18 protein-coding genes are annotated in these 20,577 nt (G+C 69.2%); 7 read left to right on the top strand and 11 right to left on the bottom strand.

Annotation, left to right across the window (positions count from 1 at the left end; all coding sequences use genetic code 11):
- Positions 1–78: 78 nt before the first annotated feature.
- Positions 79–492, bottom strand: a complete 414-nt coding sequence (locus ACP7AB_RS04230; RefSeq protein ID WP_425990218.1) for an HIT domain-containing protein — start codon at positions 490–492, stop codon at positions 79–81.
- Positions 492–1,376, bottom strand: a complete 885-nt coding sequence (locus tag ACP7AB_RS04235) for an SIMPL domain-containing protein (RefSeq protein ID WP_425990216.1) — start codon at positions 1,374–1,376, stop codon at positions 492–494. The genes ACP7AB_RS04230 and ACP7AB_RS04235 overlap by 1 nt, the downstream gene beginning before the upstream one ends.
- A gap of 197 nt (positions 1,377–1,573) precedes the next feature.
- Between ACP7AB_RS04235 and mdh the strand changes: the two genes are divergently transcribed.
- On the top strand, positions 1,574–2,536 hold the full coding sequence (mdh, locus tag ACP7AB_RS04240) for a malate dehydrogenase (RefSeq protein ID WP_425990214.1): 963 nt from the start codon (positions 1,574–1,576) through the stop codon (positions 2,534–2,536).
- 212 nt (positions 2,537–2,748) lie between these two features.
- A complete protein-coding gene (gene prfA, locus ACP7AB_RS04245) occupies positions 2,749–3,816 on the top strand; it encodes a peptide chain release factor 1 (protein WP_425990212.1) in 1,068 nt (355 codons plus the stop codon).
- A 455-nt stretch (positions 3,817–4,271) separates the two neighbouring features.
- Here prfA and ACP7AB_RS04250 read toward each other — a convergent pair whose 3' ends face one another.
- Positions 4,272–4,439: a hypothetical protein gene (locus ACP7AB_RS04250; RefSeq protein WP_425990210.1), complete on the bottom strand. Its 168-nt coding sequence runs from the start codon at positions 4,437–4,439 to the stop codon at positions 4,272–4,274.
- A 212-nt stretch (positions 4,440–4,651) separates the two neighbouring features.
- Entirely contained in the window at positions 4,652–5,128 is a 477-nt protein-coding gene (greA, locus tag ACP7AB_RS04255; RefSeq protein ID WP_425990208.1) for a transcription elongation factor GreA, read from the bottom strand.
- Positions 5,129–5,349: 221 nt separating this feature from the next.
- On the opposite strand from greA, the gene ACP7AB_RS04260 reads away from it, so the two are divergent.
- A complete protein-coding gene (locus ACP7AB_RS04260; RefSeq protein ID WP_425990206.1) occupies positions 5,350–6,585 on the top strand; it encodes an NAD(P)/FAD-dependent oxidoreductase in 1,236 nt (411 codons plus the stop codon).
- Positions 6,582–7,727 (top strand): serine hydrolase domain-containing protein, encoded by a 1,146-nt coding sequence (locus tag ACP7AB_RS04265; RefSeq protein ID WP_425990205.1) that lies wholly within the window; start codon positions 6,582–6,584, stop codon positions 7,725–7,727. The genes ACP7AB_RS04260 and ACP7AB_RS04265 overlap by 4 nt, the downstream gene beginning before the upstream one ends.
- Here ACP7AB_RS04265 and ACP7AB_RS04270 read toward each other — a convergent pair.
- From ACP7AB_RS04270 to ACP7AB_RS04280, 3 genes are all read right to left on the bottom strand, one after another.
- On the bottom strand, positions 7,712–9,208 hold the full coding sequence (locus ACP7AB_RS04270; RefSeq protein ID WP_425990203.1) for an MFS transporter: 1,497 nt from the start codon (positions 9,206–9,208) through the stop codon (positions 7,712–7,714). The genes ACP7AB_RS04265 and ACP7AB_RS04270 overlap by 16 nt on opposite strands.
- A 10-nt stretch (positions 9,209–9,218) precedes the next feature.
- Positions 9,219–10,148, bottom strand: coding sequence for an EamA family transporter RarD (gene rarD / locus ACP7AB_RS04275; protein WP_425990201.1), 930 nt, complete (start codon positions 10,146–10,148; stop codon positions 9,219–9,221).
- Positions 10,149–10,332: 184 nt separating this feature from the next.
- The gene (locus ACP7AB_RS04280) at positions 10,333–11,379 is read right to left on the bottom strand and encodes an aspartate-semialdehyde dehydrogenase (RefSeq protein ID WP_425990199.1); all 1,047 of its coding nucleotides are present in this window, start codon (positions 11,377–11,379) and stop codon (positions 10,333–10,335) included.
- Positions 11,380–11,547: 168 nt separating this feature from the next.
- Here ACP7AB_RS04280 and zapE point away from each other — a divergent pair, with 168 nt between their 5' ends.
- The 3 genes from zapE to ACP7AB_RS04295 all read left to right on the top strand — a co-directional run bounded on the left by zapE (position 11,548) and on the right by ACP7AB_RS04295 (position 14,217).
- Positions 11,548–12,672, top strand: coding sequence for a cell division protein ZapE (zapE, locus tag ACP7AB_RS04285; RefSeq protein ID WP_425990197.1), 1,125 nt, complete (start codon positions 11,548–11,550; stop codon positions 12,670–12,672).
- Between the two features lie 65 nt (positions 12,673–12,737).
- Positions 12,738–13,268, top strand: coding sequence for a YbjN domain-containing protein (locus tag ACP7AB_RS04290; RefSeq protein WP_425990195.1), 531 nt, complete (start codon positions 12,738–12,740; stop codon positions 13,266–13,268).
- 169 nt (positions 13,269–13,437) lie between these two features.
- Entirely contained in the window at positions 13,438–14,217 is a 780-nt protein-coding gene (locus tag ACP7AB_RS04295) for a sulfite exporter TauE/SafE family protein (protein WP_425990193.1), read from the top strand.
- 42 nt (positions 14,218–14,259) lie between these two features.
- On the opposite strand, the gene ispG is transcribed toward ACP7AB_RS04295, so the two are convergent.
- The 4 genes from ispG to ACP7AB_RS04315 form a co-directional block, all read right to left on the bottom strand.
- The gene (gene ispG, locus ACP7AB_RS04300; protein WP_425990192.1) at positions 14,260–15,435 is read right to left on the bottom strand and encodes a flavodoxin-dependent (E)-4-hydroxy-3-methylbut-2-enyl-diphosphate synthase; all 1,176 of its coding nucleotides are present in this window, start codon (positions 15,433–15,435) and stop codon (positions 14,260–14,262) included.
- 168 nt (positions 15,436–15,603) lie between these two features.
- Positions 15,604–16,647 carry a helix-turn-helix domain-containing protein gene (locus ACP7AB_RS04305; RefSeq protein WP_425990190.1) on the bottom strand — a complete coding sequence of 348 codons (1,044 nt, stop codon included), beginning with the start codon at positions 16,645–16,647 and terminating at the stop codon, positions 15,604–15,606.
- A gap of 254 nt (positions 16,648–16,901) precedes the next feature.
- Positions 16,902–19,175 carry a phosphoenolpyruvate--protein phosphotransferase gene (gene ptsP / locus ACP7AB_RS04310; RefSeq protein ID WP_425990188.1) on the bottom strand — a complete coding sequence of 758 codons (2,274 nt, stop codon included), beginning with the start codon at positions 19,173–19,175 and terminating at the stop codon, positions 16,902–16,904.
- A 46-nt stretch (positions 19,176–19,221) separates the two neighbouring features.
- Positions 19,222–20,496 (bottom strand): aspartate kinase, encoded by a 1,275-nt coding sequence (locus ACP7AB_RS04315; protein WP_425990186.1) that lies wholly within the window; start codon positions 20,494–20,496, stop codon positions 19,222–19,224.
- Positions 20,497–20,577: the final 81 nt, after the last annotated feature.

The following is a 20,577-nucleotide window of genomic DNA, read 5'->3' on the forward strand; positions in this document are numbered from 1 at the left end:
CCTTTGACCGCCGAACGCTCCAGGCGCCGTGCGCGTGGCTAAAACCTGGGTCCCCGCCTTCGCGGGGATGCACGGATTTTAATCGGCGATCCGCGCCAACCGGTCCGTGAGGGCCTCCGGCTCATATCGTATCATTCCCGGCCGACCCCAGACCGGATCCGGCCACAGGCCGTCGTCGCGGCGGCGGCCGACGACATGCAGGTGCAGCTGGGCTGTGACATTGCCGAGAACCGCGACGTTCAGCTTGTCGATAGGCTTTCCTGCCGCCCCGGCCAGGGCGCGGACGATCGCGCCGGCCCGGATCGTCTCCTCCATCAGCACGGCGCGGTCGGCGACCGGGAGATGCTCCAGCTCGGTCGCGCCTGCGACCCGGGGGATCAGGATCAGCCACGGGAAACGGGCGTCGTCCTGCAGCCGGACGTGACACAGGGGCCAGTCGGCGGCGAAGACGGACCCGGCCGCGAAGGCCGGGTCGACGACGAACTCCGCCACTAGTTGAGGCCGTAGACCACGCAGGCCTGGTCGGTCAGGACCTGGAGCGGCGGCTGGAGGGCCAGTCGCGCCGCCTCGATCTGGGCCTCCGAGGGGGCCTGACCCGGTGCGGGCGGCGGCGGGGGAGGCGGGGCCATGGCCATGATCCGGCTGGCGGTCACGACAACGTCTTCCGACACAGTGGTCGCCTGGGACGCGCCCGAACCGTAGGAGGGCCAGCCGGCGAGGACGTCGGTCTGACAAGCCCGGCCGGTCGGGTCGATCACCCGCACCGATCCCAGGGTCGCGCCGGCGTTCTCTGCGGCCGCGCGCGCCCGGTTGGCGGCGTCGCGCACGGCCTCGCGGGCGAGATTGGACTTGGCGACATTGTCGGGCTCCAGGCTGAAATAGACCTGGCTGATGGAGTTGGGCTGGGAGGCGACCACGGTCGCGTAGATCCGCTCCAGCAGGGCCGTGTCGCGGACCGACAGGCTGACGGTGGCCTGGGCCTGATAGCGTTCGATGCGGTCGGCCCGGGTGTTGTCGCGCAGGATCCCGTTCTCGTCGCGATACTGGTCGTAGAGGGGCTGGGTCGTCAGGCTGGTCTCGACGCGGACTTTTTCAACGCCATAGGCGGCCAGGGTCTGTGACAGGGCGCGGACCTGGTCGGCGGCCTTCCTCGACGCCTCGGCGACGCTTCGGTCCACGACCTGGAAGGTGGCGTTGAAGCCGGCGCGGTTGGCCTGGAGCTCGACCCGGACGTAGCCGATCGAGGCGATGACCGGATCGCGCATCCACCAGGGGGCGGGAACATACTGCTGGCCGATGGTGGCGGGGGGCGTCTGGGCCATTGCGGGCGCGGCGATGGCGGATAACAGAAGGGCGGCGGCGAAGTGTGCGCGCATCGGTGTCGGCTCCTCGTCTGTGAGACGGAGACCGTCGCAGGACGCCCGCCGCCGGTAAACCCCCGCTTCCCCGCTTGCGACCATGCCGCACCGGGGCTAGACCGCCGCCCGACGGTTTCTGACATCGCATTGCACAACCCGGCCTCAAGTCGCGCTCAGCGCGGCCGGCCCATGACAAGCCCCTGACGGAGAACTCCATGGCTCGCGCGAAGATCGCCCTCATCGGCGCCGGTATGATCGGCGGCACCCTGGCCCATGTGGCCGCGCGCGAAGCCCTGGGCGACGTGATCCTGTTCGACATCGCCGAGGGCACGCCCCAGGGCAAGGCGCTCGACATCGCCGAGGCCACCGCCGTGTTCGGCTCCTCGGTCTCGCTGAAGGGCGCCAACGCCTATTCGGAAATCGCGGGCGCGGACGTCTGCATCGTCACCGCCGGCGTGCCCCGCAAGGACGGCATGAGCCGCGACGACCTGGTCTCCATCAACCTGAAGGTCATGAAGGCCGTCGGCGAGGGCATCAAGGCCCACGCCCCGAACGCCTTCGTCATCTGCATCACCAACCCGCTCGACGCCATGGTCTGGGCCCTGCAGAAATTCTCGGGGCTGCCGCACGAGAAGGTCGTCGGCATGGCCGGCGTGCTCGACTCGGCCCGTTTCGCCTACTTCCTGTCGGAAAAGACCGGCGTCTCGGTGCAGGACATCCACGCCTGGACCCTGGGCGGGCACGGCGACGACATGGTGCCGATGGTGCGTCACTCGACCATCGGCGGCCTGCCCCTGCCTGACGCGGTTTCGGCCGGCTTCCTGTCGCAGGCCGATCTGGACTCCATCGTCACCCGCACCCGCAAGGGCGGCGGCGAGATCGTCGCCCTGCTCAAGACCGGCTCGGCCTTCTACGCCCCGGCTGAATCGGCCATCGCCATGGCCAAGTCCTATCTGCTGGACCAGAAGCGCGTCCTGCCCTGCGCCGTCTGGCTGTCGGGCGAATACGGCCTCAAGGACCTCTATGTGGGCGTGCCGGCCATGATCGGCGCGAACGGCGTCGAGAAGATCGTCGAGTTCACCACCAACGACGAGGAAAAGGCGATGTTCGCGAAGTCGGTCGCCTCGGTCCAGGGTCTGCTGCAGGCCTGCAAGGATATCGAGCCCTCGCTGGCCTGACCGACCCGGTCCCTCTCCCCCTGCGGGGAGAGGGCCTGAGCGCCTGCGGGCAAGGCGTACGGGCGGCCCGGCGTAACCGTTGTGAGGCCGACGCCCGCCGCACACGGCGGTCACAACAGGGGGTGAACGGCTCCGGTCCGGCACGCGCATCGACACGGCGAGGCCCTACGGAGTAACACCGCGCCTCGCTTCCGCCGATGGATACCCCGCCCTTGCGCCTGCCCCAGTCCAAGCTCGACCAGGTCCTGGACCGCTTCCACCAGGTGGAGGCCCGCATGGGCGCGGCCACCGACGGCCAGGAGATCGTGCGCCTGTCGAAGGAGCACGCCGAGATGAAGCCGGTCGCCGACGCCGTCATGGCCCTGGCGAAATCCCGCGCCGAGATCGAGGACCTGCGGGCCATGGCCGAGGATCCCGAGATGGCCGCCATGGCCGGCGACGAACTGGAGACGCTGAACGCCCGCCTGCCCGACATGGAGCGCGACGTCGCCCTGTTGCTGGCCCCGCGCGACGCCGACGAGAACGCCTCGGCCGTGCTGGAGGTCCGCGCCGGCACCGGCGGGGACGAGGCCGCCCTCTTCGCCGGCGACCTGTTCCGCATGTATTCCCGCTACGCCTCCACGCGGGGCTGGCGCGTCGAGCTGGACAGCGCCACCGAGGGTGAAGCCGGCGGCTACAAGGAGATCATCGCCACCGTCACCGGCGACGGCGTGTTCGGCCGGCTGAAGTTCGAGAGCGGCGTGCACCGGGTCCAGCGCGTCCCCGCGACCGAGACCCAGGGCCGCATCCACACCTCGGCCGCCACGGTCGCGGTCCTGCCCGAGGTCGAGGACGTCGAGATCGACATCCAGGACAAGGACATCCGCATCGACACCTTCCGCGCCTCCGGCTCGGGTGGCCAGCACGTCAACAAGACCGATTCCGCCGTGCGCATCACCCACTTCCCGTCCGGGATCGTGGTCACGTCCTCGGAAAAGTCGCAGCATGTGAACCGCGACAAGGCGATGAAGAACCTGCGCGTCCGCCTCTACGACATGCAGCGCCAGATGAAGGACCAGGCCCGGTCCGACACGCGCAAGTCCCAGGTCGGGTCGGGCGACCGGTCGGAGCGGATCCGCACCTATAACTATCCGCAGGGCCGGGTCAGCGACCACCGCATCAACCTGACCCTGCACAGCCTGCCGCAGATCATGGAAGGCGACCTCGACCCCTTGCTCAACGCCCTGATCGCCGAGGATCAGGCCGCGAGACTGTCGGATCTGGAGGCGGAGTTCGCCTGATTTTCTTTCTTCATCCTCCGGCAAGCTGCGCCTTCGCGGCGCAGACCGGGGGACACAGCGGCGCGCGGGAGCGCGAACCTGTCGCGAAGTTGGCTGTGTCCGAGATCGTGCCTGAAAAGATCGCCTTCGGCGCCGCTGGGTCCCCCGGTCTCGCTGCGCTCGCCGGAGGATGACGAAAGAAATCACAGCACCCTCTTCAGCACCGGCCGCAAGTTCGCCGCGCGCGCCCTGAACCCGGCCCACGGATCGGGCTTCTTCAGCAGTGCGGAATATGTGCGCAGGGTGAACCCCTTCGGGTCCGGCCCCGATTTCACCTGCCCCCGGCTCAGCGGACACGCGATCCCCGCCTCCGGACGGGCGCGCGGCGACCAGGGCGGGCCGCCATCGCCAGTCCCCGGGTCGCCAGGCCTCAGGTCGGGAGCGACCGCGTCGCGACCACAGGCCGCCAAGGAAGCCTAAACGGCCTGGTCTTCCGGCGGTTGCCAGTCAGGGTGATCGACGTCCTCGCCCCGCGCTTTCGCTTCCTTCTTCGCCAGCTTTGCTGCCGCCTTGCGGGCGGCCTTCTCGGCGTCCGCCTTGTCGCGTTCCATGCGTTCGAAGCCGTAGTTGGGTTTTCTGGCCATGAAGAGAGATGTCCTTTCGAGCAGAGAGCTCATTCCTGCACACCGTGCACCCCTGCCCCCGGGTCTGGCTAGAGCCAGTCCGAGGATAAACTGCGTCCGGGGTCCAGATGGAAACGTTCGTCAACGGGAACAGAAGTGGTGATGCCTGATCCCGGACGCCAGAATTCGCGGTCCTGGACCCCGACCTTCGTCGGGGTGCACGGAGAGATTTCTCAGTCCACCGCGATGATTTCCACGGACTGTCCGGCCACCATCGCCTCGTCGCCGACGCCCTTGCCGATCAGGGCGCGGGTCAGGGGCGAGACGTGGCTGACGGAACCGTTGGCGGGGTCCGCCTCGTCCTCGCCGACGATCCGCCAGGTCTGGGTGCGGCCGTCGTCCCGCGCGATGGTGACCGAGCCGCCGAAGCGCACGCGACCGTCGACCTCGGTCTCGACCAGCTGGGCGGTGGCGCGCCGCGCCGACCAGTAGCGCAGGTCCCGTGTCGCCCGCGCCATCGCTGTCCGGTCCGCCTCGATCGAGCCGGAGGCCTGGGCCGAGGCATAGGCGGCCCTCGCCGACGCCAGCACATCCTCGATGGCGGCGAGACCCGCAGGCGTCACCAGATTGGGATGGGTGGAGATGGGGCGGTCGGGCAGATCGGCGGCCGTGGCCTCCAGATCCTCCTCGCGCGTGAAGGCGACGCTCATGATCGGAAAAGTGTATGCGGGACACGGACGTTCCCGCGCAACTCTTTCCCTCCCACTCGGGGGAGGGTGGTCGAGCGCAGCGGAGACCGGGTGGGGTCGGCAAGGCAAACCTCACAGGCCTGCATCCGCATAACCCTGTCGCCCCCACCCCGTCGCTTCGCGACGACCCTCCCCCAAGTGGGAGGGAGACGACCGTTCCCTCGCGCGTTACACCCCCGCCCATGACCACCCCCTCCGACCACGCCGTCCACATCATCGGGGCCGGTCCCTCCGGCCTCATGGCCGCCGAGACCCTGGCCAGGGCCGGCGCCCGCGTCGTGGTCCACGATCGTATGCCGTCGGTCGGGCGCAAGCTGCTGATGGCCGGGCGCGGCGGGCTCAACCTGACCCACACCGAGGATCAGCCGGCCTTTCTGGCCCGCTACGCCGAGGCCGCGGAGCCGATCTCCGACTGGCTCGATGCCTTTTCCCCCGACGACATGACCCGGTGGGCGCAAGGGTTGGGCCAGCCGACCTTCGTCGGTTCCAGCGGCCGGGTCTTCCCCCGCGCCATGAAGGCCTCGCCCCTGCTGCGCGCCTGGCTGACCCGGCTGGCCGGGCTCGGCGTCGAGATCCGCACCCGCTCACGCTGGACCGGCTGGCGGGGCGAGGCCCTGACCTTCGATACGCCCGAAGGCGAACGGGTCGAACATCCTGCCGCCACCGTCCTCGCCCTGGGCGGCGCCAGCTGGCCCCGGCTCGGTTCGGACGGGCTCTGGGTCCCGGCGCTGGAGGGCGCGGGCGTCGCCGTCTCGCCCCTGGTTCCCGCCAACGCCGGGTTCGACGTCGCCTGGTCCGAGATCCTGAGCGAACGGTTCGCCGGTCAGGTGCTGAAGCCCGCCAGCCTGACCTTCGGCGACCAGACGGTGCGCGGCGAGATGGTCGTCACCCGCTACGGCGTCGAGGGCGGGGCGATCTACGCCCTCTCCGCGCATTTGCGCGCCGCCATCGCCGCCGAGGGCTCCGCCACCCTGGTCGTCGACCTGCGCCCCGACCTGACCGAGGCGGCCCTCGCCGAGCGCCTGTCCCGCCCGCGCGGCAAGGACTCCATGACCAACCACCTGCGCAAGGCCGGCGGCCTGTCACCCGTCGCCGTCGCCCTGCTGCGCGAGATCGGCGACATTCCGCCGGGCTTCGACAAGCTGGCCAAACGGATCAAGGCGGTGCGGCTGAAGCTGACCGGCATCCAGGGGCTGGAGCGGGCGATTTCCACGGCGGGCGGCGTCGAATTCGCCGCTCTGAATCCATCGTTGATGCTGACCTCCAAACCGGGCGTCTTCGTCGCCGGGGAGATGATCGACTGGGAGGCGCCCACGGGCGGCTACCTGCTGCAGGCCAGCCTCGCCTCGGGCGTCGTCGCGGCCAATGGCGTGCAGCAGTGGCTCGTATCGCAAACCCCGGATAAGACCCCGGCATGACCAGTGCCCCCGAGATTTCCGGCGTCTGCCCGCCCCGCTTCCATGCTGTGAAAGACGCTTTCGCCGCAAACTTCACCGACGCACCCGGCGGGCTGAACGAACAGGCGGCCCGCTTCTCGGTCGTCATCGCCGGCGAGACGGTCATTGACCTGTGGGCCGGGGTCGCCGATCCGCGCGAGAAGACGCCCTTCACGGACAACAGCCTCGTGCCCGTCTTCTCGTCCGGCAAGGCGGTCATGGCCCTTCTGATGGCCTCGGCCGTGCAGCGCGGCAGGCTGGCCTATGAGGAGAAGGTCGCCCACCTGTGGCCGGCCTATGGCGCCAACGGCAAGGCCGAGGTCACCGTCGCCCAGCTGCTGTCGCATCAGGACGGCCTGCCCGGCTTCGACGAACCCGTCGATCCGGCCATCTGGTTCGACCAGGGCGCCGTGCTCGACCGCCTGGCCGCCCAGGCGCCGATGTGGCCGCCGGGAACCGCCTCCGGCTACCACCCCGTCACGGTCGGCTTCCTCGCCAACGAGGTCCATCGCCTCGCTGACGGCCGCAGTCTGGGTCAGGCCCTGCGGCAGGATTTCGCCAGGCCGTTCGGGCTCGACCTGTGGATCGGCCTGCCCGAGGCCGAGCACGACCGCGTCGCGGCCCTTCGCAAGCCGTCGAAAGCCCCCGACCTCGGCCCCATCGACGCCATCAAGACCGCCGCCTTCCTCGACAAGGGTTCGGCCCCCGGCGGGCGCGGCTCGGCCGAGTGGCGCTCGATCGAGATCCCGTCCGCCAACCTGCACGGCACGGCCCTGGCCCTCGCCCGCGTCATGGGGGTGTTCGCCAACGAGGGCGCGCTCGACGGCCAGACCATCCTCTCCCCCGCCGTCCTCGCCGAGGCGACGAAGCCGCGCATCTCGGGACCGGACAAGGTCCTACCCTTTGACATCACCTGGGCGGCGGGCCTGATGCGCAACGCGGGGCTGAACATCTTCGGCCCCAACCCGGACACGGTCGGCCACTGCGGCTGGGGCGGCAGCTGCGTCATGGCCGACCCGGAGATCAGGCTGTCGGCCGCCTACGCCATGACCCGCCAGTCCCAGTACCTGATCGGCGACCCCCGTGCGCAACGATTGATCGAGGCCCTCTACACGGCCTTCTGAACCCCATCTTTTTGATTTCTGGCGGGCGCGGTCAGCAGCCCGATGACCCCGGCCAGTCCTGCGCAGACCGAGCAGGCGAGCATCACCCACTGGAAGGCCCAGTGGAAGGCGGCGACCGCCCCGTCCGGGACACCGCCTTCCCCGGCCATCACGGCGCCGAGCTGAGCCCGCGCATCCGGCGCATCGACCCCCGCCCCAAGGCCTGAAACAAACACCGCCGACAACAGCACCCCCAGCAGGGCGACGGCCAGCAGGCCCGCGATCCGGGCCACGGCGTTGTTGACGCCCGAGGCCACGCCCGTGTGGCCCTCCTTCACCGCCCCCATGACCGCCGCCGTCAACGGCCCGACGGCCAGGGTCATGCCCACGGCCATCACCGTCATCCCGGCCAGCGGCCCCGCCACATAGCCGGCGTCCGGCGGCATCAGGGCCAGCAGGATCAGGCCGGTCCCCGCCAGCACAGGCCCGAGGCTGAGGGACAGCTTCGCCCCGAACCGGTCGGCCAGCCTGCCCGCCGCGCCCGAGAACAGCCCCATCACCGCCGCGAACGGCAGCATGGCGGACCCCGCCCCGGTCGCCGACCAGCCATGCACCCGGATCAGCTCGAACGGCAGGAAGAACATCGCCCCGCCGAGCGCGAAATAAAGCAGCAGCGTCAACAGATTGATTCCGCTGAACACGGACGAACGGAACAGGCCGAGGGGCATCATTGGATGCGGTTCCTTCGCCTCGGCCCACAGGAATCCCGCCAGCAGCACGACCCCGCCCATCAATCCGCCGATCACCCCCGGGTGGGTCCAGCCCAGATCCGGCGCCGCCGTCAGCCCCCAGATCAGAGCGCCCAGTCCGCCGATGGCCAGCAGGGCCCCGAGCCAGTCCAGCCCCCGGGCGCTCTCGTCCCGGCTCTCCGGCACCGCCTTCAGCGCCACGACCACCGTCAGTACGGCCATGGGGACATTGATCCAGAAGATGAACCGCCAGTCAGCATGGTCCGACAGCCAGCCGCCGACCAGAGGCCCGACCATGCCGAACAGGGCCCCGGCCCCCGCCCAAGCCCCGAAGGCCGCACCGCGCTCGTCTTGCGGAAAGGTCGCCCCGATCAACGCCAGCGCACCCGGCGTCAGCAGGGCCGCGCCGATCCCCTGCGCCGCCCGCCCGGCGATCAACAGTTGCTCGGTGGGCGCGAGTCCACAGGCGATGGACGACAGGGCGAACAGGACGACCCCGATCAGGAACACCCGCCGCCGTCCGAACCGGTCCCCCGCCGCCCCGCCGATCAGGACCAGCGCCCCGAGCGTCAGCAGATAGGCGTTGGAAATCCATTGCACCGCCGCCGGCCCCGCCCCGAGGTCACGCTGGATGGCGGGCAGGGCGACACCGAGCGCCGAACCGTCGATGAAGGTCAGGCTGGACCCCAGCACCGTGGCGACCAGGATCCACCGCTTCTGCGCCTTCGACAGGTCTGGGTGGGCCTCCGCCATGGACTGGAGGCTAGACCGGTTGCGCGGTCTCCGCCATCGCCCGCCTGGCCGCCTGCGCCCGCAACAGGGCCGCCGCCGCGAACACCCCGGCGCCCAGCCAGATGAAGGCGAAGGATACGGCCCGGAGCGGCGTGAACAGTTCGCCGGCCGCCAGCCCGATGCCGAACTGCATCGTCGGCGCCAGGAACTGGATGAAACCCATGGTCGACAGGGGCATCCGCCGGGCCGCCCAGGCGAACAGCACGAGGGGGAACACGGTCGCCGGCCCGTTCAGCAGGGCCCAGCCGAAGCCCTCCCATGTCGCGAACCCGTGGCCCAGCCCCTGCGTCTGCAGCCAGATCACGAACATCAGACCGAACGGGAGCAGCAACAGGCATTCGATGAACAGCCCCGTCTGGGCGTCCACCGGGATGCGTTTCTTGATCACCCCATAGGCGCCGAAACTGAGCGCGAGGGCGATGGATATCCACGGCGGCCGCCCCAGCGCCAGGGCCTGGAACAGAACCCCCACGGCCGCCAGGCCGATGGCGACCCAGCCCCATTTGTCGATCTTTTCGCGGAACAGCCACAGCCCCACGATCATGTTGAGCAGGGGGTTGATGTAGTAGCCGAGGCTGGCTTCCAGCGTCGCATGGTGGGTCGTGGCCCAGACGTAGATGCCCCAGTTCACCGCGATCAGCACGGTCGCCAGCGCCAGCCAGGCGAGCGTCTTCGGCTGCCCCAGCACGGCCCGGACCTGTTTCGACTGACCGGCCAGCAGCACCAGCCCGCCGGCGAACAGAACAGACCAGAGGGCGCGGTGCGACAGGATTTCCGGCGCGGAAAAGCCCAGGGCCGCCTGGCCCATGAACAGCAGGGGCATGAACCCCCACATGACATAGCAACCCACCGCCGACAGGAAGGCGGCGCGTGTCGGGGTGGGGGGAGAGGACGACGTCATTCTCTATCCTTCCCCTCTCCCGGAGGGAGAGGGCTTGAGGCTCGCAGAGCGCAGCGAGGCGCCAGCCGAAAGGGTGAGGGGTTACGGTGCGAACCGGTGAGGGCATAACCCCTCACCCTTTCGCGCCAGAACGACGGCTATCGCCGCCGTGCGCTCAAGCCCTCTCCCTCCGGGAGAGGGATCGCTAGACCGTCAGGGTGCGATACCCGCTCTTCGGCTTGATCGTGCCCGTCTCGTCCAGCAGCTGGGCGATCTGGACGGCGTTCAGGGCCGCGCCCTTGCGCAGGTTGTCGGACACCACCCAGAAGACCAGGCCGTTCTCGACCGTGTGGTCCTTGCGGATGCGCGAGACATAGACGGCGTGCTCGCCGGCGGCGTCGACGGGGGTGATATAGCCGTCGTGCTCCTGCTTATCGATCACCTGCACGCCCGGCGCCTCGCGCAGGATGGCGCGCGCCTCGTCGGGGCTGATCGGCTTTTCGAACTCGACCGTCACGGCCTCGGAGTGGCCGACGAAGACCGGTACGCGGACGCAGGTGACCGTCAGCTTGATGTTCGGGTCCAGCATCTTGTGGGTCTCGTCCGACATCTTCTGCTCTTCGTCGGTGTAGCCGTCCTCGTTGAACGAGCCGATGTAGGGGATGACGTTGAAGGCGATCTGCTTGGGGAATTTCTTCGGCTTGGCATCGCCCAGGCCATAGATGGCCTTGGTCTGGTTCCACAGCTCGTCCATGCCTTCCTTGCCGGCGCCCGACACGGATTGATAGGTCGAGACGACGACCCGCTTCGCCCTGGCCGCGTCATGCAGCGGCTTCAGCGCCACCACCAGCTGGGCGGTCGAGCAGTTCGGGTTGGCGATGATGTTCTTCCTGCCCGCCAGCTTGATCGCGTCCGGGTTCACCTCGGGCACGATCAGGGGCACGTCCGGGTCCTTGCGGAAGGCCGACGAGTTGTCGATCACCATCGGGCCCAGCTTGCCGATCTTCTCGGACCAGGCGCGCGACACGTCCCCGCCCGCCGACATCAGGACGATGTCGACCTTCGAGAAATCGAAGCTCTCGATGTCCTGGCATTTGATGGTCTTGTCGCCCCAGGCGACATCCATCCCCTTGGATTTTCGCGAGGCGACCGCGTGCATCTCGTCGACGGGGAACTCCAGTTCCTCGAGGATGGTCAGCATTTCGCGCCCGACATTGCCGGTGGCGCCCACGATAGCGACAACATATCCCATAAGCGTAGTCCTTCGGACGCGCTAACGCTCGCCACGCGGTGGCTCGCTGCTTGAGCGCGAAAGTTGGGGAGTCCGAGATAAGCAAATCTCGGGGTTCCGCATTTAGGCGTTCGCGCCTGCGAAGCAACCGCTTTTCAGCCGAAGGCGGGCCGGTTAAGGCCCAGTTCCATGCCGTCACACATCGCCCGCGCTTATGCCGATCGCCTGAAGTCGGGGCTGCTGACCGCCGATCCGGCGCAGCAATCCGCGATCGCGGCCCTGACCCGGCTGGAAAAGGACCTCGGCAAGCGCGGCGTCTTCGGCGGCCTGCCCGAGGTGCGCGGCCTCTATCTCTGGGGGCCTCCGGGGCGCGGCAAGTCCATCCTGATGGACCTGTTCTTCGCCAGTGCGCCCGAGCCGCGAAAGACCCGCGCCCATTTCCACGCCTTCATGGCCCGGGTCCACGACCTGATCCGCCAGTGGCGTACGGGCGACCAGAAGGCGCGCCAGGCCGTCTTCGGCACGCACAGGGGCGATGACCCCATAGCCCCGGTCGCCGCCCTGATCGCCTCGGAGGCGCGCCTGCTCTGCTTCGACGAACTCCAGGTCACCGACATCGCCGACGCCATGATCCTCGGCCGGCTGTTCGACGCCCTGTTCGAGAGGAAGGTCGTGGTCTGCATCACCTCCAACCGCGCCCCGGATCAGCTCTACAAGGACGGTATCAACCGGCCCCTGTTCGTCCCCTTCATCGAACGCATCAGGGAGCGCTGTCAGGTCGTCGCGCTCTCGGGCGCGCGGGACTGGCGGCTCGACCGGATCAAGGCCTCCCGCGTCTGGTATGACCCTGGAAGGCAGCAGGGGGGCGAGGCCGGCGCCCGGCGCGAGGGCTTCGAACAGCTGTGGACCGACCTGAAGGGCGACATGCCCGAATGCCCGGCGCATCTGGCCGTTCTGGGCCGCGACGTGGTCATCCAGCGCACCGCCGGCGGTCTTGCCCGCGCCACCTTCGCCGAGCTGTGCGAACACCCCCTGGGGCCACAGGACTATCTGGCCATCGCCGGGCGGTTCCATACCCTGTTCCTCGACGGCGTGCCGCTGCTGACACCCGACAATCGACAGGCCGCCCGCCGCTTCGTCACCCTGATCGACGCCCTGTATGAGGCGAAGACACGCCTGGTCGCCCTGGCGGCCGGCGCCCCCGAAGGCCTCTATCCGACCGGCGACGGCGCCTTCGAGTTCGAACGCACAGTGTCCCGTCTGAACGAGATGTCGTCGCAGTCCTGGCTGGAACGGGCCGAGCACACGGACTGAACCCCTTGCCGGCCTTCCGTTCGCCGCAAAGGCCTCTAGGCTCGCCCTCTCAACGGAACATGCCCATGAAATCCCTCGCCGCCGCCGCCGCCGCCGCCCTCCTCGCCGTCACCACCGCCCCGGCCCTCGCCCAGGAAGCGCCCGCTGCGCCCGCGACCCAGTCAGCCCCGGCCCGCTGGAGCGGCCTGACGGTGGCGGAGATAACCGGCCGGCTCACCGCCGCCGGCCTGACCGTCGCCCCGCCCCAGACGAATGCCGACCGGGTCTATCTGCGCGTCGATGACGGCCAGATGCGCTGGGTCATGACCCTGTATTCCTGCACCGACGGCGCCTGCCCGGACGTGCAGTTCACGGCCGTCTTCTCCGGAGCCGACGCCACGCCGGACATCGTCTCGCGCTGGAACGGCGACCGCCGCTTCGTGAAGGCCTTCTACGCCGCGCCCGAGACCGAAGGCGCCGACCCCCAGGCCGTGGCCCAGTATGACGTCCTCCTCAGCGCGGGCGCGGGCCCGCAGCAGCTCGACGACCCCATCCAGGTCTGGCGCAGCCTCGCCAACGACCTCGGCCGCACAGTGGCGACGCCGAAGGCGAACTGAGCCCTCATTTCCTTGCGGGCCGGCGCCAGGCGCCGGCGGCGCGGCGGAGCGTCTCCGCTGACAAGTCCGTGTGACGGTATGCGGCCAGGCAACCCGATCGGGTAAAATCGGTTAAGGCCGTACCGGTGATGCTTCCCGGTGCGCACGATCGCCAGCTTCCAGGGGCCGAATGGACACGTTTCTGCTGTTTCTGCTGGTCGGCCTGGTCGCCCAGGCGGTCGATGGCGCCCTCGGCATGGCCTATGGAGTGATCTCCTCGTCGGTGCTTCTGGCCTTTGGCGTGCCGCCCGCGACGGCTTCGGCCAGCGTGCACGGGGCCGAGGTCTTCACCACCGCCGCCTCGGCCGGCAGCCATATCTGGCATCGCAATGTGGACTGGCGGCTGCTGACGCCGCTTGCGATCGCCGGGGTGATCGGCGGCTGTCTGGGCGCCTATGTGCTGGCCGGCATCGACGGCAGGGTCATCAAGCCATTCGTGGTCGCCTATCTGGCGCTGATGGGGGTCTACATCCTGTGGCGCGCCGGGCATGATATCCGCCCGCGCCGCATACGCTCATGGGTGACGGCTCCGCTGGGGCTGATCGGCGGCTTTCTGGACGCCATCGGCGGCGGCGGCTGGGGCCCGACGGTGTCCTCGACCCTCGTGGGGGCCGGTCAGGAGCCGCGCCGCGCCATCGGCACGGTCAACACCGCCGAATTCTTTCTGACCGTGGCCATCTCGGCGACCTTCGTCTGGGCCCTGGTGACCGGACACTGGAAGGATGCGGACGCCCTGACCAACCATGCCTCGGCCGTGGCCGGACTGGTGGTCGGCGGGCTGGCGGCGGCGCCCTTCGCCGGCCTCATCGCCAAACGCGTGCCGCGGCGGGTTCTCGCCTATGGAGTCGGGATCGTGCTGGTGCTGCTGGCCGGCGTCCAGGGATTGCAGCTGGCGGGCGTGCTGGCCTGAGGCCGGATCAGGCGTCGAGGGTGGCGATGTAGAGCTTCATCGTCACTCGGCGGCTTCGAGGGCGGCGGTGCGGGCGGCGTCCAGTTCGGCCGCGCGGGCCTCCACCAGCTCGACGATGTGGTCGATCATCCCGCCATTGGCCAGTTTGTGGGCCATCTTGCCGTTCAGGTAGACCATGCCCGAGCCGGCGCCGCCGCCGGTGAAGCCCACGTCGGTGTAGAGCGCCTCGCCCGGGCCGTTGACGACGCAGCCGATGATCGACAGCGACATGGGCGTGGTCACATGAGCCAGCTTCTCTTCCAGAAGGCCGACCGTCTCGATGACGTTGAAGCCCTGGCGCGCGCACGACGGGCAGGCGATGATGTTGACGCCCCGGTGGCGCAGGCCGAGCGACTTCAGGATGTCGAACCCGACCTTGATCTCCTCGACCGGATCGGCGGCCAGGGAGACCCGGATGGTGTCGCCGATCCCGGCCCAGAGCATATTGCCCATGCCGATGGCCGACTTGATCGTGCCCGAGCGCAGCGGGCCGGCCTCGGTGACGCCGAGGTGCAGGGGGCAGTCGATGGCCTCGGCCAGCTGCTGGTAGGCGGCGACGGTCAGGAAGGGGTCAGAGGCCTTCACCGAGATCTTGAACTCGTGGAAGTCGTGGTCCTGAAGGATGCGGGCGTGGTTCAGGGCCGATTCGACCATGGCCTCGGGGCAGGGCTCGCCGTATTTCTCCAGCAGCTCCTTCTCCAGCGAGCCGGCGTTGACGCCGATGCGCATGGAGCAGCCGTGGTCCTTGGCCGCCTGGATGACGTCGCGGACGCGGCTGGCATTGCCGATATTGCCCGGATTGATGCGCAGACAGGCGGCGCCGGCCTCGGCCGCCTCGATGCCGCGTTTGTAATGGAAGTGAATGTCGGCGACGAGCGGGACCTTGGCCTCACGGGCGATGGTGCGGAAGGCGGCCGTCGAGGCCTCGTCGGGGCAGGAGACGCGGACGATATCGGCCCCGGCCTCTTCCAGCTCGCGGATCTGACCGATGGTCGCATTGGCGTCCGAGGTCAGGGTGTTGGTCATCGACTGGACGCTGATCGGGGCGTCGCCGCCGACCGGCACATTGCCCACCATGATTTGGCGAGACTTCCGGCGCTCGATGTGGCGCCAGGGACGGATGTGGGAATGGTCGCTCATGAGGGGGTCAATATAGGCGCGGAGCGGAGACAAGGCCATGACGGCTTCAGGGTCTGACTTCTCCCTCCCCGTTCGGGGAGGGTGGTCGGAGCGCAGCGGAGACCGGGTGGGGGCGGTAAGGCGAGACCCCACAGGCCTGTCTCCGGGTTACCGGCCGTCCCCACCCCGTCGCTGCGCGACGACCCTCCCCCGAGGGGGAGGGAGATATCAGCGCGCCAGGGTCTGTTGTCCGGTCGATACGGTCTGAACCACGGCCGCCTGCTGGGTCGAGGCCGCCGCGCGGGCTGCTGCGGCCTGGGCGGCGAGGGCTTGGGCCTGGACCTGGGCCGCAGTCTGGCGGGCGAGGGCGGCGGCGCGGGTGTTCAACTGGCTGAGCGGCGTCAGTGCGGCGGTCAGGGCCCCTCCATGCTCTCCGTTCAGATAGACGTCGAAGGCGGTGGGATCGGAAACGTCGATGGTCCCGGACAGGCCGATCGGAGCGCGCCAGGCCTCTCCGGCTGCGAGCTGGCGGGCGAACAGGACACTGCCGTCAGACAGTTTGACGATCAGGGCGCCGGTCTTGCGGGCCTGGAGCACGACCTGGGATGCGGTGGCCGAGGCGCCGTAGACAGCGCCGCGCGGGTTGAAGGCGGCCTGGACGGGCGGGGCGTTCGCCACCCCAGCCGCCGCGACGGCGGCGGTGTCGGACGGATCGACGCCGGTCAACTGCGCCTCCAGGCCGGGCGTGATGTAGAGGACAGGCGTGGTCTGGTCGGCCGGAGCCGGTTGGGGCGCGCCGACGCGCAGGCCGCTCTGGCCCGGAACGTCTCCGAGGCTCCAGCTTTCGGGAACCTCGGCGATGTCGGAGGGCTGGGGCGCGCGGATCAGGCTGACGCGCTGGAACACGTTCCAGCCGATGACGGCCACGACCACGATCAGGATGCCGCCGACGATGCGCGGCGAATAGCGACGCACCTCCTCGAAGGCGACGCCGGCCGGCGCCTGCAGCGGCACCGAGGCGTCCGGCGTCTCGCGTTTGTAGCGTTCGACCGCCAGCTGCTCGTCGAGGCCCAGGGCGCCGGCATAGGCGCGCACATAGCCGATGGCGAAGACGCGCGACGGCAGGCCGGAGATGTTGTTTTCCTCGAGCGCGTTCAGATAGCGCTGGTGCACCCGGGTGTCGGCGGAAAGTTCGGCCATGGACTTGCCGGAGAGTTCGCGCGCCCTGCGCAGGCCGTCGCCCAGAGTCGCCGCGTCGGTGATGGAGGGCACAGGGTCCTTCCAGTCCGGATGAGCCCGAAATTCATCGGGGACATTCCCCGTATCCAGCGCCATGACGCTTCGCCCCACACTCGGCCCGACCGGGAATTCCAGCCGCGCCGTACTCGACCAGGGCCCGCTTACCACGTTGGCATGACGGATCCCGCCTCCCCCCGGAGGCCCACGCATATCGTCCTGTGGATAACCCATTTCAGCCGCCGGTTCAACGCCTTGTTAAGCTTGAATCCGTCCCCGGACGGGACGGATCACAAACCGACGTTCAACTTCCGGGCCAGGCTTTCGATTTCGCTGCGGATCGATCCGGCCGAGGATCCGAGCAGGTTGTTCATGCCGCGCTTCGCCGCTGTCAGATCGGTCGTCAGGATCATCCGTTTGACCGGTCCGATGCCGCCCGCCGGGGCCGACAGGCGGGTGAAGCCGAGGCAGATCAGGGCGAAGGCTTCCAGCGGCCGGCCGGCCAGCTCGCCGCAGACCGAAACGGGCGTGCCGGTCTCGGTGCAGGCCTTCTGGATCGATTGCAGGGCGCGCAGGGCCGGCGGCGACAGGGCGTCGTACCGATCCGAGACCAGGGGATTGGTCCGGTCGGCGGCGTACATGTACTGGAACAGGTCGTTGGAGCCGACCGAGACGAAATCGGTCATCGGCAGCAGGGCGTCCAGGTGCCAGAGCAGGCTTGGGCACTCGATCATCGCCCCGACGCGCAGGGTCGCGGGCAGGGGCCGACCGCGACGCCGGGCCCATTGGCATTCCACATCGACCAGTTCCCGGGCGGCGCGGAATTCGTCCACCGTGGCGATCATCGGGAACATGACGCGCAGCTCCCGCCCGGCCCCCGCGGCCAGAAGCGCGCGCAGCTGGAGACGCAGCAGGGACGGGCGGTCGAGACCCAGGCGGATGGCGCGCCGTCCCAGGGCGGGATTCTCCTCCCGCTCGGTGGTCTCCATATAGGGCAGGACCTTGTCGCCGCCGATGTCGAGGGTGCGGAAGGTGACGGGCCGGTCACCGGCCGCGTCGAGCACCAGTTTGTACAGGGCCGTCTGGGAGTTCAGGCGCGGCAGTTCCTCCGACACCATGAACTGGAACTCGGTTCGGAACAGGCCGATGCCCTCGGCGCCGGTCTCGTCCAGGTTCTCCAGGTCGACGGCGAGGCCCGCGTTGGTCAGCAGGGTGATACGGGTTCCATCGACGGTCACGGCCGGGACGTCGCGCAGCTTGGCGAATTCGGCCTGCCGCTGTTCGCGCACGGCCATGCGCGACTGGATCGATTCCAGCATGTCGGGACGGGGTCGCAGATACGCCTCGCCGGTCTCTCCGTCGACGATGACGAGGTCGCCCTCGCTCAGCCGGTCGCGCACGCCCTGCAGACGGCCGACGCAGGGAATCTGGAGGGCGCGCGCGACGATGGCGGCGTGGCTGGCCGCCGAGCCCTCCTCAATCAGCAGGCCCTTCAGCTTGTGACGTGGATACTCCAGCAGGTCGGCCGGACCGAGGTTGCGCGCCACCAGGATGGCGTCGTCGGGCAGTTCGCGCTGGCCCGGATTGTCTCCGGCCAGCACCCGCAGCAGCCGGTTGGCCAGGTCCTCGAAGTCGTGCAGCCGTTCCTTGATATAGGGATCGCGGGCCTGGGCGAAGCGGGCGCGGTGTTCATTGCGCACCCGGTCGACGGCCGCCTCGGCGGTCAATCCGCCCCGGACCGCCTCCTCAAGAGACCGGTTCCAGCCCCGGTCGTCGGCGAACATGCGGTAGGTTTCCAGCACCTCGAACGACTGGCCGGACAGCTTGCCCTGTCCGCCGTCGAGCAGGGCGTCGATGGAGTTTTTGAGGACCGTCAGCCCCTCGCGCAGGCGGATTTCCTCGACCTGCTGGTTCTCGGCCAGCAGTCGTTCCGGCGGCAGGGGCGCCTCGTGCAGGACCACGCGGCCGAAGGCCAGACCTTCGGCGAACCGTTGGCCCTTGATGCGTTCGGGTCGGTGGGGCGCGACCTCGATGTCACGCAGCTCCTCCTGGGCCAGCAGTTCGCCCGAAGCCACGGTCTCGGCCAGGACCATGGCGATGGTCTGGATGTCCTCGACCTCGTCGGGATCGTAGCGGCGCTCGGCCCGGTTCTGGACGACCAGGACGCCGATGGCCCTGCCCCCGCGCAGCAAGGGGGCGCCCAGGAAGGCGTGATAGGGATCCTCGCCCGTCTCCGGCCGGTAGGAGAAGCTGGGGTGGCTCGGCGCGTCCGACAGGCTGATCGGCTGGGCCAGGCGCGCCACCTCGCCGACCAGACCCTCGCCGGGCTTCAGGCGGGTGGCGTGGACGGCGTCGCGGTTCAGGCCGTGGGTGGCGAACAGTTCAAGCTCGCCCGAGGCCCGGCGCAGATAGATGGAGCAGACCTCGGCCACCATCGACTGGGCGATGGTGGTGACGACGACGTCCAGACGGCCCTGGGCGGGGCCGCCATCGGCCATCGCCTCGCGGATCTGGCGCAGGAGGACGCGCGGTCCCCTGGTCATCGCTCCGCCCGCTATGGCCATCCGGTCTCCCTGTCCGCCCCCGGGATGGGGACGGGTTCAGCCGATACTATACCGCTTCCAGCCCATAGGCCGAATGCAGGGCGCGAACGGCCAGCTCGGCATAGGCGGCGTCGATCAGGACGCTGATCTTGATTTCCGAGGTCGAGATGGCCTGGAACTTCACGCCCTTGTCCGCCAGGGCCTTGAACATGGTCTGGGCGACACCCGCGTGACTGCGCATGCCGACGCCGACGACCGAGACCTTGGCCACGTCCTCGTCGACGCGGATTTCCTCGAACCCGATGTCCTTCTGGGCCGCGCGCATCAGGTCGGCGGCGCGGGCGGCATCGCGGCGGCCGGTGGTGAAGGTCAGGTTGACCGCCCCCTCGGTGCGGGCCTGGGACTGAACGATCATGTCCACGTTGACGCTGGCCTCGGCCAGGCGGGTGAAGACGTCGGCGGGGGCGTCGACCCGATCGCCGAGACCCAGCAGGGTGATACGGGCCTCGTCGCGGCTCATGGTCACGCCGGACACGATGCGTTTTTCCACGATTTCCTCCTCGTCGCAGATCAGGGTGCCGGACTTGGCGGGCAACACGCCGTTTTCGTCGGGTTCGATGAAGCTGGACAGCACGCGCACCGGCACCTGCATGCCCATGGCCAGTTCGACCGAGCGGGTCTGGAGCACCTTGGCCCCGAGCGACGCCATTTCCAGCATCTCCTCGTAGGAGACCTTCTGGAGCCGACGGGCCCGGCTCTCGATGCGCGGGTCGGTCGTATAGACCCCGTCCACGTCCGTATAGATGTCGCAGGCGCAGCCCAGAGCGGCGGCGACGGCCACGGCCGAGGTGTCCGATCCGCCCCGGCCCAGGGTGGTGATCCGGCCGGTCGGCGACACGCCCTGGAAGCCCGGGATGACCGCGATCTCTCCGGCGTCCAGCGCCGCGCCCAGTTTCTCGCCCGGCACGTCGACGATGCGGGCGCGGGCGTGATCCTCGTCGGTGAGGATCGGAATCTGCCAGCCCATCCAGCTGCGCGCGTTCAGGCCCATGTTGCGCAGGGTGATGGCCAAAAGACCCGAGGTCACCTGTTCGCCCGAGGCGACGACGACGTCGTACTCATCGTCCGACAGGGGCAGGCCGGCGGCGGCGCTTCCCGCGCCGTCGGTCCAGGCCACCAGTTCGTTGGTCTTGCCCGCCATGGCGGAGACGACGACGGCGACCGAATGGCCGGCCTTGACCTCGGCGGCGATGATCCGGGCGGCGCGACGAATACGCTCGAGGTCGCCCATCGACGTGCCGCCGAACTTCATCACCAGTCGTGTGTTGGTCGGCCGCGTCATCGTGGCGTTCGTCCCCGTCTTGCCAGAAAGCCGCAAAAGGGGTTCACCCTTGCGTTCATGGCCGCTTCTACCGACCCGTCG

The organism is Brevundimonas sp. TWP3-1-2b1 (genome assembly GCF_049896165.1).
Classification (GTDB): Bacteria; Pseudomonadota; Alphaproteobacteria; order Caulobacterales; family Caulobacteraceae; genus Brevundimonas; species Brevundimonas subvibrioides_B.